At 61.6% G+C, this 15,439-nt stretch carries 16 protein-coding genes; 6 read left to right on the forward strand and 10 right to left on the reverse strand.

Annotated features, from left to right (window positions below; all coding sequences use genetic code 11):
- Positions 1–113: 113 nt before the first annotated feature.
- The 3 genes from alr to dadA all read right to left on the reverse strand — a co-directional run bounded on the left by alr (position 114) and on the right by dadA (position 2,894).
- On the reverse strand, positions 114–1,187 hold the full coding sequence (gene alr, locus FIV39_RS07020) for an alanine racemase (protein WP_090401451.1): 1,074 nt from the start codon (positions 1,185–1,187) through the stop codon (positions 114–116).
- An 80-nt stretch (positions 1,188–1,267) separates the two neighbouring features.
- Positions 1,268–1,621 carry a RidA family protein gene (locus tag FIV39_RS07025; RefSeq protein ID WP_090401450.1) on the reverse strand — a complete coding sequence of 118 codons (354 nt, stop codon included), beginning with the start codon at positions 1,619–1,621 and terminating at the stop codon, positions 1,268–1,270.
- Positions 1,593–2,894: a D-amino acid dehydrogenase gene (gene dadA, locus FIV39_RS07030; RefSeq protein WP_090401449.1), complete on the reverse strand. Its 1,302-nt coding sequence runs from the start codon at positions 2,892–2,894 to the stop codon at positions 1,593–1,595. The genes FIV39_RS07025 and dadA overlap by 29 nt, the downstream gene beginning before the upstream one ends.
- A gap of 156 nt (positions 2,895–3,050) precedes the next feature.
- Here dadA and FIV39_RS07035 point away from each other — a divergent pair, with 156 nt between their 5' ends.
- Positions 3,051–3,539, forward strand: a complete 489-nt coding sequence (locus FIV39_RS07035) for an Lrp/AsnC ligand binding domain-containing protein (RefSeq protein ID WP_003176896.1) — start codon at positions 3,051–3,053, stop codon at positions 3,537–3,539.
- A gap of 17 nt (positions 3,540–3,556) precedes the next feature.
- Here the strand turns inward: FIV39_RS07035 and FIV39_RS07040 are convergent, their stop codons facing one another.
- Entirely contained in the window at positions 3,557–3,910 is a 354-nt protein-coding gene (locus FIV39_RS07040; RefSeq protein WP_003176897.1) for a YkgJ family cysteine cluster protein, read from the reverse strand.
- A 114-nt stretch (positions 3,911–4,024) separates the two neighbouring features.
- On the opposite strand from FIV39_RS07040, the gene FIV39_RS07045 reads away from it, so the two are divergent.
- Positions 4,025–5,317, forward strand: coding sequence for an NAD(P)/FAD-dependent oxidoreductase (locus FIV39_RS07045; protein WP_090401448.1), 1,293 nt, complete (start codon positions 4,025–4,027; stop codon positions 5,315–5,317).
- Here the strand turns inward: FIV39_RS07045 and FIV39_RS07050 are convergent, their stop codons facing one another.
- Entirely contained in the window at positions 5,318–5,542 is a 225-nt protein-coding gene (locus FIV39_RS07050) for a DUF1127 domain-containing protein (protein ID WP_024078086.1), read from the reverse strand.
- Between the two features lie 166 nt (positions 5,543–5,708).
- Between FIV39_RS07050 and FIV39_RS07055 the strand changes: the two genes are divergently transcribed.
- Positions 5,709–7,133, forward strand: a complete 1,425-nt coding sequence (locus tag FIV39_RS07055; RefSeq protein ID WP_090401447.1) for an aminotransferase-like domain-containing protein — start codon at positions 5,709–5,711, stop codon at positions 7,131–7,133.
- Positions 7,134–7,195: 62 nt separating this feature from the next.
- Positions 7,196–8,761: a phospholipase D family protein gene (locus FIV39_RS07060; RefSeq protein WP_090401446.1), complete on the forward strand. Its 1,566-nt coding sequence runs from the start codon at positions 7,196–7,198 to the stop codon at positions 8,759–8,761.
- A 12-nt stretch (positions 8,762–8,773) separates the two neighbouring features.
- Here FIV39_RS07060 and FIV39_RS07065 read toward each other — a convergent pair whose 3' ends face one another.
- Both FIV39_RS07065 and FIV39_RS07070 read right to left on the reverse strand, forming a co-directional pair.
- A complete protein-coding gene (locus FIV39_RS07065; RefSeq protein ID WP_090401445.1) occupies positions 8,774–9,916 on the reverse strand; it encodes an MFS transporter in 1,143 nt (380 codons plus the stop codon).
- Between the two features lie 148 nt (positions 9,917–10,064).
- Positions 10,065–11,558: an aldehyde dehydrogenase gene (locus FIV39_RS07070; protein ID WP_090401444.1), complete on the reverse strand. Its 1,494-nt coding sequence runs from the start codon at positions 11,556–11,558 to the stop codon at positions 10,065–10,067.
- Between the two features lie 230 nt (positions 11,559–11,788).
- Between FIV39_RS07070 and FIV39_RS07075 the strand changes: the two genes are divergently transcribed.
- Entirely contained in the window at positions 11,789–12,151 is a 363-nt protein-coding gene (locus tag FIV39_RS07075; RefSeq protein WP_090401443.1) for a cupin domain-containing protein, read from the forward strand.
- A gap of 71 nt (positions 12,152–12,222) precedes the next feature.
- Here FIV39_RS07075 and rpmG read toward each other — a convergent pair whose 3' ends face one another.
- Both rpmG and rpmB read right to left on the reverse strand, forming a co-directional pair.
- Complete coding sequence (gene rpmG / locus FIV39_RS07080; protein WP_003176906.1) at positions 12,223–12,378, reverse strand: 50S ribosomal protein L33; 156 nt, start codon at positions 12,376–12,378, stop codon at positions 12,223–12,225.
- A gap of 11 nt (positions 12,379–12,389) precedes the next feature.
- Positions 12,390–12,623 (reverse strand): 50S ribosomal protein L28, encoded by a 234-nt coding sequence (rpmB, locus tag FIV39_RS07085; RefSeq protein WP_003176907.1) that lies wholly within the window; start codon positions 12,621–12,623, stop codon positions 12,390–12,392.
- A gap of 458 nt (positions 12,624–13,081) precedes the next feature.
- Between rpmB and FIV39_RS07090 the strand changes: the two genes are divergently transcribed.
- Positions 13,082–14,674 (forward strand): ABC transporter substrate-binding protein, encoded by a 1,593-nt coding sequence (locus FIV39_RS07090; protein ID WP_090401442.1) that lies wholly within the window; start codon positions 13,082–13,084, stop codon positions 14,672–14,674.
- 28 nt (positions 14,675–14,702) lie between these two features.
- Here the strand turns inward: FIV39_RS07090 and radC are convergent, their stop codons facing one another.
- Positions 14,703–15,377, reverse strand: a complete 675-nt coding sequence (gene radC / locus FIV39_RS07095; RefSeq protein ID WP_090401441.1) for a RadC family protein — start codon at positions 15,375–15,377, stop codon at positions 14,703–14,705.
- Between the last annotated feature and the right edge of the window lie 62 nt (positions 15,378–15,439).

A 15,439-nucleotide genomic window follows, 5' to 3' on the forward strand; every position in this document is an offset into this window, starting at 1 on the left:
GGGAGCCTCCTAGGATTCAGGCTTTGTTGTAATTGAGCGTTATCATGGCGACAGCGTTCAGTATTTACAACACTTGGACCTAAATCCCAGGGAGCTGTGTTCGTACCTGGCGGTCAAGCGCCGGAATAGAGCCTTGGCACACGACGCAGGTTGCAGAAGATCTGGTACGGGATGGTTTCGGCGGCGACGGCGACGTCACTGGCCAGGATGTTTTTGCCCCACAGCTCCACTGTGGAACCAAGACCCGCCTCAGGGACGTCCGTCAGATCGATGCACAGCATGTCCATGGACACACGACCCAGCAATTGGCTGCGCTGCCCCGCTACCAGCACCGGCGTACCGGTGGGCGCGTGGCGCGGGTAGCCGTCGGCATAACCCATGGCAACCACGCCGATACGCATCGGTTTAGGCGTGATGAACCGGGCGCCGTAGCCTACCGGCTCGCCGGCCGGCAGTTCACGCACGCAGATGACTTTCGATTCCAGGGTCATCACCGGCTGCAGACGCGCGGCCAAGGCCTGGTCCTCACCAAACGGTGTGGCGCCATACAGCATGATGCCCGGACGCACCCAGTCGCTCGACACGCTCGGCCAGCCCAGCACCGACGGCGAGTTGCGCAGGCTGACCTCAGCCACCAGACCTTGGCGCGCCGCATCAAACACCGCCACTTGCTCATTGCTGCTGACGCAATCGAGTTCATCGGCGCGGGCAAAATGGCTCATCAACACAATCTTCGCGACTTTGCCGCTGGCCAGCAGGCGCTGGTAAGCCTGGTGGTAATCCTTGGGGTGCAGGCCAACGCGGTGCATCCCCGAATCCAGCTTGAGCCAGATGGTCAGCGGCTTGAGCAGGCTGGCCTGTTCAATGGCCTCCAGTTGCCACAGCGAATGCACCACGCACCAGAAATCATGCTCGACGATCAGCGGCAGCTCGTCAGCTTCGAAAAACCCTTCCAGCAGCAGCACCGGCGCGCGAATGCCGGCGGCGCGCAATTCCAACGCTTCTTCGATGCACGCCACGGCAAACCCATCGGCTTCGGCTTCCAGCGCCTGGGCTACGCGCACGGCACCATGGCCATAGGCATCAGCCTTGACCACGGCGAGGGCCTTGGCCCCCGTGACTTCACGGGCCAATTGGTAGTTGTGGCGCAGGGCTTGGAGGTCGATCAGGGCACGGGCAGGACGCATGGCGGCAGGCTTCTAGGCGGCAAAGTGAAGAAAAAACCGGCACCGGCCAACAGCTTCGGCACCGGGAGAGGGATCGTTGTTTAAGGCAGCGCGGCCACGACGGACAGCTCTACCAGGATTTCCGGTTCGCACAGCTTGGCTTCAACCGTAGCGCGGGCCGGGGCAACGCCCTTGGGCAGCCACGTGTCCCACACCGCGTTCATACCGGCGAAATCGGCGTCGATGTCTTTCAGGTAGATCGTCACCGACAGCAGCTTGGTTTTGTCGGTGCCGGCCAGGTCCAGCAAACGCTCGATATTGACCAGGGTTTCACGGGTCTGCTGTTCGATCCCGGCGCTCATGTCGTCGCCGACTTGCCCGGCCAGATACACGGTACCGCTGTGAACAACGATCTGGCTCATGCGCTCATTGGTGAGCTGGCGCTGGATTGACATGTTTTGCAGACTCCTGGTGGTTGCCATAACGGGAAATATCGAGGCCTTCGGCGCTGATCTGGGGCGTTTTCTTCGCCATCAGGTCGGCCAGCAAACGACCGGAGCCGCACGCCATGGTCCAACCGAGGGTGCCATGGCCGGTGTTCAGGAACAGGTTCTTGAACGGCGTGGCACCGACAATCGGCGTGCCGTCGGGTGTGGTCGGACGCAGGCCGGTCCAGAAAGTGGCTTCGGCCAGATCGCCGCCTTGAGGATAAAGGTCGTTGACGATCATCTCCAGGGTTTCACGCCGGCGCGGGTTAAGCGACAGGTCAAAACCGGCTATTTCAGCCATGCCGCCGACGCGGATGCGGTTGTCGAAACGGGTGATGGCGACCTTGTAGGTCTCGTCGAGAATGGTCGACGTCGGCGCCATCGCCGAGTTGGTGATCGGCACGGTCAGCGAGTAGCCCTTGAGCGGGTACACCGGTGCCTTGATCCCCAGCGGCTTGAGCAGCTTCGGCGAATAACTGCCAAGGGCCAGTACGTAGCGGTCGGCGGTTTCCAGCTTGCCGTCGATCCACACGCCGTTGACGCGCTCGCCCGCGTAGTCGAGCCGTTGGATGTCCTGTTCGAAGCGGAACTCCACGCCCAGTTGCTTACACATGTCGGCCAAGCGGGTGGTGAACATCTGGCAGTCGCCGGTCTGGTCATTGGGCAGGCGCAGGGCCCCGGCGAGGATATCGGTGACACTTGCCAGGGCCGGCTCAACACGGGCGATACCGGCGCGGTCGAGCAGTTCGAACGGCACGCCGGACTCTTTCAACACGGCAATATCTTTGGCGGCGCCATCGAGTTGCGCCTGGGTGCGGAACAGTTGGGTCGTGCCGAGGCTGCGGCCTTCGTAGGCGATGCCGGTTTCGGCGCGCAATTCGTCGAGGCAGTCACGGCTGTACTCGGACAGGCGCACCATGCGCTCCTTGTTCACCGCATAACGGCTGGCGGTGCAGTTGCGCAGCATCTGCGCCATCCACAGGTATTGGTCAATATCCGCCGTGGCCTTGATCGCCAGCGGTGCGTGGCGTTGCAGCAACCACTTGATGGCCTTGAGCGGTACGCCCGGCGCGGCCCATGGCGAAGCGTAGCCTGGAGAGACTTGGCCTGCGTTGGCGAAACTGGTTTCCATGGCGGCAGCGGGCTGACGGTCGACCACTACCACTTCAAAGCCGGCCCGCGCCAAATAGTAGGCACTGGTCACACCAATGACGCCGCTACCCAAGACCAGAACGCGCATTTTTATATCCTCATCGCGGGCTTAGCCGCTGACGTGTGTTATTCGAGCAATGATGGGCGCAGTATAAAAAGCAATCGCCAGTGCATTTCACTATATAAATGCCTATATTTGGCGACAATTCTCGGCAAAAACCCTTTTCACAGAGGCGTATCCCCTATGCGTACCAACACCCAGACCAAGCGGGAGCTGGACAAGATCGACCGCAACATCCTGCGCATCCTGCAAACCGACGGGCGAATCTCGTTCACCGAGCTGGGGGAAAAGGTCGGGCTCTCCACCACGCCGTGTACCGAGCGGGTACGGCGGCTGGAGCGCGAGGGGATCATCATGGGCTACAACGCACGGCTCAATCCCCAGCACTTGAAGGGAAGTTTGCTGGTATTTGTCGAGATCAGCCTCGATTACAAATCCGGCGACACCTTTGAAGAGTTCCGCCGCGCCGTGTTGAAACTGCCTCATGTGCTGGAGTGCCACCTGGTGTCGGGTGACTTCGACTACCTGGTGAAAGCGCGGATTTCCGAGATGGCCTCGTACCGCAAATTACTCGGCGACATCTTGCTCAAGCTGCCCCATGTGCGGGAATCGAAGAGCTATATCGTGATGGAAGAGGTGAAAGAGAGCCTTAACCTGCCGATCCCGGACTGACTGATCCCGTATATCTGTTAGACCAGCACTTGCCGGGTGCTCGCCATGTACTCATGGATCTGCTTCTCCACCCGAGGGTGAATCAGCTCTACGGGCCCCCGCCCATTGGGGCATGGCAAGGTCTTGGTGGTGCCGAACAGCCGACAGATCAGCGGCCGCTCGTCATACACGGTGCAGCCGTTGGGGCCCAGGTGCACGCAGTTCAGCTCGTCCATCGCCGCGTCCTGCTCGGCAGCGGTCTTGCGTGGCAGGCGCGACATTTCCTCCGGCGAAGTGGTGACCGGCCCACAGCAGTCGTGGCAGCCGGGGACGCACTCGAACGAAGGAATCTGACGGCGTAGCGCGCTGATTTTCTGACTGTTGCAACTCATCGAAACACGTACCGAACGGCGAATAGAGGTGGATTCTGAAGCAAAACGCCCTGCGCAGACAGCTTCGTCCGACCGCTGTATCCTGCGTCAAATTTTCCAAACAGGGATGCTCCCATGACTGCCAGCGCCCGGCACACCGCTTCCTACTACGCCGCCAGCAGCGTACCGCAACCCGATTACCCTGCGCTGACAGGCGAAGTGAGCGCCGATGTGTGCGTGATCGGCGGCGGTTTCTCCGGGCTCAACACGGCCCTGGAGCTGGCTGAGCGCGGTTTCAGCGTGGTGTTGCTGGAAGCGCGCAAGATCGCCTGGGGCGCCAGCGGGCGCAATGGCGGCCAGTTGATTCGCGGTGTCGGTCATGGCCTGGAGCAGTTCGCCAACGTGATCGGCACCGATGGCGTGCGCCAGATGAAGCTGATGGGCCTGGAAGCCGTGGAGATCGTGCGTGAACGCGTCGAGCGCTACCAGATCCCCTGCGACCTGACCTGGGGCTACTGCGACCTGGCCAATAAACCTCGCGACCTGCAAGGCCTGGCCGAAGACGCCGAAGAACTGCGCAGCCTGGGCTATCGCCACCAAGTGCGCCTGCTGCAAGCGAGCGAAATGGGCAGCGTCATCGGCTCCGACCGCTATGTGGGCGGCATGATCGACATGGGGTCGGGCCACCTGCATCCGTTGAACCTGGCTCTCGGCGAAGCCGCCGCCGCGCGGCAATTGGGTGTGCAGCTGTTCGAACAGTCCGACGTCACGCGCATCGACTACGGCCCCGAGGTCAAGGTGCACACCGCCCAAGGCACGGTGCGCGCCAAGACCCTGGTACTGGCGTGCAATGCCTATCTCAATGGACTGAATCCGCAATTGAGCGGCAAGGTGCTGCCCGCCGGCAGCTACATCATCGCCACCGAACCGTTGAGCGAAGCGCAAGCTGCCAACCTGCTACCGCAGAACATGGCGGTGTGTGACCAGCGCGTGACGGTGGATTACTTCCGGTTGTCCGCCGACCGCCGTCTGTTATTCGGCGGCGCCTGCCACTACTCCGGACGCGACCCCAAGGACATCGGCGCCTACATGCGGCCAAAGATGCTGCAGGTGTTCCCACAGCTGGCCGACGTGAAGATCGATTACCAATGGGGCGGCATGATCGGCATCGGCGCCAACCGCCTGCCGCAGATCGGCCGCTTGGCGGATCAGCCCAACGTGTATTACGCCCAGGCCTACGCAGGCCATGGCCTCAACGCCACGCACCTGGCGGGCAAGCTGCTGGCCGAAGCCATCAGTGGCCAGCAGCAGGGACGTTTCGATTTGTTCGCCCAGGTGCCGCACATCACCTTCCCCGGCGGCAAGCACCTGCGCTCGCCGCTGCTGGCCTTGGGAATGCTCTGGCACCGCCTCAAAGAGCTGGTCTGATCAATCACGCCAGAAGGGTTTCAGGCCTTCCTGGCGTGCTTGCTCTGGGGTCAACCCAACGTCGCGCAATTGCTCGCGGGTCAAGTGCAGCAAGGCCTTGCGCGTATGGCGGCGGTGCCAGAACAGGCTCCAGCGGCTGATCTCGCGCGGCGACGTCGCCCGCTCTTGCCCAGCCTGCAGTTCCTGACTGTGTAACATCAGCCGCACATCGCTCATGCCGTTCATTTTGCTGCCCCTCATTTGCTTGTTGCCATGAGTGGCTAGAATGGGCCAGAAGGCAAAACCATTACAGATTCAACCCACCTTTATTAAATCCATACAGACACTGCCTTTACGCGGCTGAATCCTGTATTTTTCCCCTATCTGTACTGGTCCCCTGGGAGCGACCGCCATGACGCTTTACGTCAACCTCGCCGAATTACTGGGCACACGCATCGAACAGGGTTTCTATCGCCCCGGAGATCGGCTGCCGTCCGTACGCGCCTTGAGTGTGGAGCACGGGGTCAGCCTGAGCACCGTGCAGCAGGCGTATCGGTTGCTGGAAGACAATGGCCTGGCGATGCCCAAGCCCAAGTCCGGCTACTTTGTACCGGTGGGTCGGGAGCTGCCGGCACTGCCCGAGGTCGGCCGCCCGGCCCAGCGCCCGGTGGAAATCTCCCAATGGGATCTGGTGCTGGAGCTGATTCGCGCCGTTCCGCGCAAAGACGTCATACAGATGGGACGCGGCATGCCGGATGTATTGTCACCCACCCTCAAGCCCCTGCTGCGCAGCCTGGCCCGCGTCAGCCGGCGCCAGGATCTACCGGGGCTGTATTACGACAATATCCTCGGCTGTATGGAACTGCGCGAGCAAATCGCCCGGCTGTCACTGGATTCCGGCTGCCAACTGACGGCCGAGGACATCGTGATTACCACTGGCTGCCACGAGGCGCTGTCCGCCAGCATCCACGCCATCTGCGCGCCCGGCGACATCGTTGCGGTGGACTCGCCCAGCTTCCACGGCGCCATGCAGACCCTCAAGGGCTTGGGCATGAAAGCCCTGGAAATCCCCACCGACCCGATCACCGGCATCAGCCTCGAAGCCCTGGAACTGGCGCTGGAACAGTGGCCGATCAAGGTCATCCAGCTGACCCCCAACTGCAATAACCCGCTGGGCTACATCATGCCGGAAGCGCGCAAACGCGCATTGCTGACCCTGGCCCAGCGCTATGATGTAGCGATCATCGAAGACGATGTGTATGGCGAACTGGCCTACAGCTACCCACGCCCTCGTACGATTAAGTCCTTCGACGAAGACGGTCGCGTGCTGCTGTGCAGCTCGTTCTCCAAGACCCTGGCGCCGGGCCTGCGCATTGGCTGGGTCGCTCCGGGCCGGTACCTGGAGCGGGTACTGCACATGAAGTACATCAGCACCGGCTCCACCGCCACGCAGCCGCAGATCGCAATTGCCGAGTTTCTCAAAGGCGGTCATTTCGAGCCGCATTTGCGACGGATGCGCACACAATACCAGCGTAATCGCGACCTGATGCTCGACTGGGTCAGCCGCTATTTCCCCGCCGGCACACGCGCCAGCCGCCCCCAAGGCAGTTTCATGCTGTGGATAGAACTGCCGGAAGGCTTCGACACCCTCAAGCTCAACCGCGTGCTGGTGGAACAAGGCGTACAGGTGGCTGTGGGAAGCATCTTTTCTGCTTCGGGCAAGTACCGGAACTGCCTGCGCATGAACTACGCTGCCAAGCCAACCGCGCAGATTGAAGAGGCTGTGCGCAAGGTCGGCGCTGCCGCGATCAAGATGCTGGCCGAAGTGGTGGACTGACCTTTCGCGAGAAATCGCCGTCATATGTCGACAACCGCCCTGACCTGGAAACGACTCCCTTGATGATTCGACGGCTTTTACCGTTTTTCCTGTTGGGAGCCCTGGCCTTGAGCGGCTGCGCCACGGTGAGTACCCCGCGCATACCCAGCGATGCCCTGCCGGCCGCCCAGTCGTCGTTCGGCCGCTCGATCCAGGCCCAGGCCGCGCCTTACCAGGGCCGTTCAGGTTTCCGCCTGCTGCCCAACAGCAGCGAAGCCTTCATGGCCCGCGCCGAGCTGATCCGCAACGCCCAGAGCAGCCTTGACCTGCAGTACTACATCGTCCACGACGGCATCAGCACGCGGATGCTGGTGGATGAACTGCTCAAGGCCGCCGACCGTGGCGTGCGCGTGCGCATCCTGCTGGACGACACCACCAGCGACGGCCTCGACCAGATCATCGCCACCCTCGCCGCCCACCCCAAGATCGAGATTCGCCTGTTCAACCCCCTGCACCTGGGGCGCAGCACCGGGGTGACGCGCGCCATGGGCCGCCTGTTCAACCTGTCGCTGCAACACCGGCGCATGCACAACAAGCTGTGGCTGGCGGACAACAGCGTGGCTATCGTCGGTGGGCGCAACCTGGGGGATGAGTATTTCGATGCCGAGCCCAACCTGAACTTCACCGATATCGACATGCTCAGCGTCGGGCCGGTAGCCGAGCAACTCGGGCACAGTTTCGATCAGTACTGGAACAGCGCCCTGAGCAAACCCATTGACGACTTTGTCTCCAATACGCCCTCCAAAGGTGACCTGGCCGCCGCGCGCCTGAGCCTGGAAGCATCGCTGGCCGAGTCGCGCCAGCAAAAGCACGCGCTGTATGCGCGCTTGCGCACCTACCAGACCCAGCCACGCATGGACATCTGGCGCCGCGAACTGATTTGGGCCTGGAACCAGGCACTGTGGGACGCGCCGAGCAAGGTGCTGGCCAGGGCCGACCCGGACCCGCACCTGCTGCTGACCACGCAACTGGCCCCGGAGCTGGAAGGCGTTAACCGTGAGCTGATCATGATCTCGGCGTACTTTGTGCCAGGGCAACCTGGGCTGGTGTACCTCACCGGCCGCGCCGATGCGGGCGTGTCGGTGAGCCTGCTGACCAACTCCCTGGAAGCCACCGACGTTCCGGCGGTGCATGGCGGCTATGCACCGTACCGCAAGGCTTTGCTGGAGCACGGGGTAAAACTCTACGAACTGCGCCGCCAACCGGGTGACGGTGGCGGTAGCGGCCCGCACCTGTTTCGGCGAGGCACGTTCCGCGGTTCGGACTCGAGCCTGCACAGCAAGGCGATGATCTTTGATCGGCAAAAATCGTTTGTGGGCTCTTTCAATTTCGACCCGCGCTCCGTGCTGTGGAACACCGAAGTCGGCGTACTGGTGGACAGTCCCGAACTGGCGGAACACGTGCGCAACCTGGCGCTGCAAGGCATGGCGCCAGCGTTGAGTTACGAAGCGAAATTACAGGACGGCCAGATAGTGTGGGTGACCGAGGACAACGGCCAACTGCACACCCTGAGCCGTGAGCCAGGCAGCTGGTGGCGGCGATTCAATGCCTGGTTCGCCACCTCGGTCGGCCTTGAGCGCATGCTCTAAGAACAGTGAGGATCAAGCCGGCTGAGCAGCACCAAATGCGCCTTGGCGCAGCAACAGCACCACCAAACCCAATGCCCCGACCGCCATCAGCAACGGCAGCGCATGCCCACTGATCCACTGGCTACCCGCGCCGGCCACCAGCGGGCCGATCAGGCAACCGATGCCCCACAACTGCGCGATGTGGGCGTTGGCACGCACCAGCGCATCGTCACGATAACGCTCGCCGATCAGAATCAGCGACAACGTGAACAACCCGCCAGCACTGGCGCCGAACAGCACCCATAGTGGCCAGATCAGCAGCGTGTGCATCAGCAACGGAACGGCCAGGCTCGACGCCAGCAACAACAGCGCGCAACTCAGGAATAAGGTGCGCCGCGGCAGGTAATCCGCCAGCGCACCGATGGGCAGTTGCAGCAACGCATCGCCGACCACCACCGTGCTGACCATCGCCAAGGCAATTTCGGCAGTGAAACCCTGCTGCAGGCAATACACCGGCAGCAGCGTCAGGATCATCGCCTCAAACGCGGCGAACAGCGCCACCGCCCAGGCAATCGCCGGCAGGCTCAGGCAGAAACGCCACAAGTCCGCGAAGGTCACGCTGAACGATTCGGCACTCGGCGCACCGGAGCGGCCCAGCAATGCCAGCGGAGCCAGCACCAGCAGGCCAACACCGACCCAGAAACCATAGTCATGGTCGGTACCGATCACGCCCAGCAGCAAGGGCCCCGAGAGCTGGCTCAAGGCATAACTGCAGCCATACAGCGCCACCAGACGGCCGCGCCACTGCTCCACCACCAACTGGTTGATCCAACTTTCGCCGAGGATAAACACGATGGTCAGGATCACCCCGATCATCAGGCGCAACACCAGCCATATCGGGTAGCTGGGCAGAATTGCCAGCAACCCGATGGACACCGCGCCGCCCCACAGGCACAAGCGCATCAGGTTGGCGGTACCGAGCCAGGCGGCCAACCGGCTGGAGACCTTGGCGCCAAGCAATACGCCGAAGGCGGGCATGGCGGCCATTACGCCAATAGCGAAACTGCCGTAGCCCCAGCCCTCAAGGCGCAGGGATACCAACGGCATGCTGACGCCCAGGGCCAGGCCGACACTGAGTACCGAGGCCAGGACGGCGAAATAGGTCGCCCAACGCATTACCACGCTCCTGTGGATAATTATGGGTTCACACAAAACAGTGTGGGAGGGGGCTTGCCCCCGATTGCGGTGGATCATTGAGCACTGTTAGTGCCTGACACACTGCTATCGGGGGCAAGCCCCCTCCCACATTTGGCTGCAGTGTTGCTTACAGCTTGATCCAGGTCGCCTTCAGCTCGGTGTACTTGTCGAATGCATGCAGCGACTTGTCGCGACCATTACCCGACTGCTTGAAGCCGCCAAACGGTGCGGTCATGTCGCCGCCGTCGTATTGGTTAACCCACACACTACCGGCACGCAGGGCCTTGGCGGTGAGGTGCGCCTTGGAAATGTCCGACGTCCACACCGCAGCGGCAAGGCCATATTGGGTGTCGTTGGCGATCTTGATCGCTTCTTCGGCGCCGTCAAAGGTGATCACCGACAGCACCGGGCCGAAGATTTCTTCCTGGGCGATTCTCATGGCGTTGGTCACACCGTCGAAAATCGTCGGCTCGACGTAGGTGCCGCCCGTCTCTTCCAGGATGCGCTTGCCGCCCGCTACCAACTTGGCGCCGTCGGCGTGCCCCGCCTCGATGTACGACAGCACGGTGTTCATCTGCTGGGTGTCCACCAACGCACCGACGTTGGTCGCCGGATCCAGTGGATTGCCGGGTTTCCAGCCCTTGAGGGCCTCGATCACCAGCGGCAGGAATGTGTCCTTGATCGAACGCTCCACCAGCAGGCGCGAACCGGCGGTGCAGACTTCGCCCTGGTTGAAGGCGATGGCGCTGGCGGCGGACGCGGCGGCGGCTTGCAAGTCCGGAGCATCGGCAAACACGATGTTCGGGCTCTTGCCGCCGGCTTCCAGCCATACGCGCTTCATGTTCGATTCGCCGGAGCGGATCAACAGTTGCTTGGCGATCTTGGTCGAACCGGTGAACACCAGCGTATCGACGTCCATGTGCAGCGCCAGCGCGTTGCCGACGGTGTGGCCGTAGCCCGGCAGCACGTTGAACACGCCTTTGGGAATACCGGCTTCAACGGCCAGGGCCGCGATGCGGATAGCGGTGAGCGGGGATTTTTCGGACGGCTTGAGGATCACCGAGTTACCGGTCGACAGCGCCGGGCCGAGCTTCCAGCAGGCCATCATCAGCGGGAAGTTCCACGGCACGATGGCCCCCACAACGCCGACCGGCTCGCGGGTCACCAGACCCAACTGATCGTGCGGGGTGGCAGCGACTTCGTCGTAGATCTTGTCGATTGCCTCGCCGCTCCAGCTCAGGGCATTTGCCGCGCCGGGCACGTCAATGTTCAGGGAATCGCTGATCGGCTTGCCCATGTCCAGGGTTTCGAGCAGCGCCAGCTCTTCGGCATTGGCCTTGAGCAGCGCGGCGAAACGGATCATGGTGGCTTTGCGTTTGGCCGGCGCCAGGCGCGACCAGACACCGGAATTGAAGGTGGCGCGGGCGTTTTCCACAGCGCGCTGGGCGTCGGCGGCGTCACAACTGGCCACGCTGGTGAGCAGGCGGCCATCGACCGGGCTGATGCATTCGAAGGTGTCACCGGAAACAGCAGCGGTATATTCGCCATTGATGTAGGCGCGGCCTTCGATCTTCAAATCCTTGGCGCGTTGTTCCCAGTCGGCACGGGTCAGGGTGGTCATGCGAGTGTCCTCCTCTTATTGAATACAAGGGCCAGGCGATGTCCCCCGGCAGCCTCAAAGAATGCTTGCCCGCCAGCCAGCTGTTCGGCTCAAAGGCAGCTGCCACCCTAAACCAGCGGCCGGGGATGTTTCAATATATTTGACATAACGCCGGTAAACGCCCTTGCGATGTTCATTTTAATAAACATAGACTTTGGGCTCTCCAACCCCAGGCCAGACGGGACACGCACATGAGCATCCAGGACATCGTCGACTTCAGCCAAGCCAACACCGCCCCAGACCGCTACCGCCCTGCCGCCGAAAAAATCCTCAAGGGCGATCCCGAACAAACGGTGTACAACCATTACAACAGCCCATGCGGCCAGATGAGCGCCGGGGTCTGGGAAGGTGACGTCGGGCAATGGAAGATCAACTACAGCGAGCATGAGTATTGCGAGATCGTGCAGGGGGTTTCGGTGCTACGCGATGGCGAGGGTAACGCCAAGACCTTGCGTGCCGGCGACCGCTTCGTGATCCCCGCCGGTTTCAGCGGCACTTGGGAAGTGCTGGAGCCGTGCCGCAAGATCTACGTGGTGTTCGAGCAGAAAGCCTGATCAACAAATCCCAGGCAAAAAAAAGCCCGTATCGTGAGATACGGGCTTTTTTTCACAAGGAAGAAAATCAATTACTTGATTTTGCCTTCTTTGTAGATCACGTGCTTGCGAACGCGCGGGTCGAACATTTTCTTTTCGAGCTTGTCCGGGGTAGTACGCTTGTTCTTGTCGGTAGTGTAGAAGTGACCAGTACCGGCGCTAGAGATCATTCGAATCAATTCACGCATGATAGAGCTCCTTAGATCTTGCCAGCGGCACGGATTTCGGCCAGCACGACAGTGATGCCACGCTTGTCGATGATGCGCATGCCTTTGGCAGATACACGCAGGCGAACAAAACGTTTCTCTTCTTCAACCCAGAAGCGGTGATGCTGCAGGTTCGGCAGGAAACGACGACGGGTTTTGTTATTTGCGTGGGAAATGTTATTCCCAGTCACCGGACCCTTACCGGTAACTTGACAGACTCTCGACATGCCTCAGCCCTCTAAAACCACATGCCCAACCCGGCATGGGTTGGCCGCTTAATCTCTCAGTCATTTGGCGCCAGGCGCCGCGTTTCTTTAGGGTCTTACCGGCTACACCTACAAGCGAAGGAACCGGGCCCCTAGAAAAGAGCGCTGCTTTATACCAGAAAGACCCATGTGCAACAACAGCCCGTGTATTTTTACCGGCGTAAATCTCGGCGACAGACGCCCGAACCGTTGCCAGGAGGGGCCGCTGTAACAGCCGACCGCTCGTCGCACAGAATGATTTACAGCGCTCGCGCGCGCCGTAAAGCGCACAGCGAAACGCGCTGGGGTGCCATCAAAACAGCATTTGAGGCAAAAGCACAGGCAAAAATGGGCTAGTCATTTATCAATCAGACCACTACGGTAGGGCTTTTCCAGACTGCACTCGCAGATGGGCCTTCGATCTGCAAAGGAAACCGAACATGCGCCTCGCTGCCCTACCGCTATTGCTAGCCCCTCTATTTATCGCGCCGCTGGCCTCTGCCGCCAGCAATTTGAGCGTCTGCACCGAGGCCAGCCCCGAAGGGTTCGATGTGGTGCAGTACAACTCGCTGACCACCACCAACGCCTCGGCCGATGTGCTGATGAACCGCCTGGTGGATTACGACGCAGCCAGCGGCAAACTGGTGCCGAGCCTGGCGGACAGCTGGGACGTCTCGCCGGATGGCCTGACCTATACCTTCAAGCTGCACCCGGACGTGAAATTCCATCGCACCGAGTATTTCACCCCAAGCCGCACCCTGACCGCCGAAGACGTGCGCTTCAGTTTCGAACGCATGCTCGACCCGGCCAACCCGTGGCATAAGATCGCCCAGAGCGGCTTCCCCCACGCCCAGTCCCTGCAATTGCCAGCCCTGGTCAAGAAGATCGATGCCCTCGACCCGCTGACCGTGCGCTTTACCCTCGATCACGCCGACTCCACCTTCCTCGCGGCCCTGAGCATGGGCTTTGCCTCGATCTATCCGGCGGAATACGCCGACAAACTGCTCAAGGCCGGCACGCCAGAGAAGCTCAACAGCCAACCGATCGGCACCGGGCCGTTCATCTTCAGCCGCTTCCAGAAAGATGCCGTGGTGCGCTACAAGGCCAACCCGGACTACTTCGCCGGCAAACCGGCTGTGGATAACTTGATATTCGCCATTACCCCGGACGCGAACGTGCGCCTGCAGAAACTGCACCGCGATGAATGCCAGATCGCCCTGTCGCCCAAGCCCCTGGATGTGGGCGAGGCCGAAAAGGACCCAGCACTCAAGGTGGAAAAAACCGCAGCGTTCATGACCGCATTCGTGGCCATCAACAGCCAGCACCCGCCACTGGACAAGCCCGAGGTGCGCCAGGCAATCAACCTCGCCTTCGACAAGGGCAGCTACCTCAAGGCCGTGTTTGAAGGCACCGCCGAAGCCGCCAACGGCCCTTACCCGCCGAATACCTGGAGCTACGCCAAAGACTTGCCGGGTTATCCCCAGGACCTCGCCAAGGCCAAGGCCTTGCTGGACCGCGCCGGCCTCAAGGACGGCTTCAAGACCACCCTCTGGACGCGCCCCACCGGCAGCCTGCTGAACCCTAACCCGAACCTCGGCGCACAACTGCTGCAGGCGGACTTGGCCAAGATTGGCATCCAGGCCGATATCCGCGTGATCGAATGGGGTGAGCTGATTCGCCGCGCCAAAGCGGGTGAACACGACCTGCTGTTCATGGGCTGGGCAGGCGACAACGGCGACCCGGATAACTTCCTGACCCCGCAGTTTTCCTGCGCGGCGGTTAAATCCGGCACCAACTTCGCCCGCTACTGTGATCCGGCGCTGGACAAGCTGATCAGCGCCGGCAAGACCACCAGCGAACAAGGCGTGCGCAGCAAGCTGTATCAACAGGCCCAGGCGCAGATCCAGCAACAGGCGCTGTGGTTGCCGCTGGCGCACCCGACGGCGTTCGCCCTGGCGCGCAAGAACGTCGAGGGCTATCAGGTGAGCCCGTTCGGGCGCCAGGACTTCTCGAAGGTCAGCGTCAAACCATGAGAACCAGGCCCGCCCCCAGGGGGCGGGCTTACATCCAGCCATATTCGGCCATCGACAACGGATCACCGTCCCCCACGATGATGTGATCCAGTACCCGCACATCCACCACTTCCAGGGCCTTTTGCAGCAGTTTGGTCAATTTTCGATCAGCCGCGCTGGGCTCCGCGTTCCCGGAAGGATGGTTGTGACACAGAATCAACGCCGCGGCGTTATAGGCCAGGGCACGCTTGACCACTTGACGGGGGTAAACCACGGCCGCGTCGATGGTTCCTTGGGACAACGCCTCGAACCCCAACACCCGGTGCTTTGAATCAAGAAACAGGCAGCCGAAGATCTCGTGTGGCTCATGACGCAACAACGCCTTGAGGTAGTCGCGCACCGCCACCGGGTTTTCCAGCACCGAATCGCAACGCAGGCGCTCGGCCATATGGCGCCGGGACATTTCCAGCACCGCCTGCAACTGCGCAAACTTCGCCGGCCCCAAGCCCAATTGCTGGCTGAACAACGCCTGGCTGGCTTCCAGCAGCGGGCGCAGACCGCCAAATTGCGCCAGCAGATGGCGCGCAAGGTCCACCGCGCTCCTGCCGGTTACCCCGGTGCGCAGGAAGATCGCCAGCAATTCAGCATCGGACAGACTCGCCGCGCCCCACTCCAAAAGCTTCTCTCGCGGCCGCTCTGCCGCCGGCCAATCACGAATACTCATCCCACCTCCCTGTGCATGTGCGCCGCTGTTGCGGAACGGACGCTGTGTTATCGTAGGCCCTC

The sequence above is a fragment of the Pseudomonas grimontii genome (assembly GCF_007858185.1).
Taxonomy (GTDB): Bacteria; Pseudomonadota; Gammaproteobacteria; order Pseudomonadales; family Pseudomonadaceae; genus Aquipseudomonas; species Aquipseudomonas grimontii.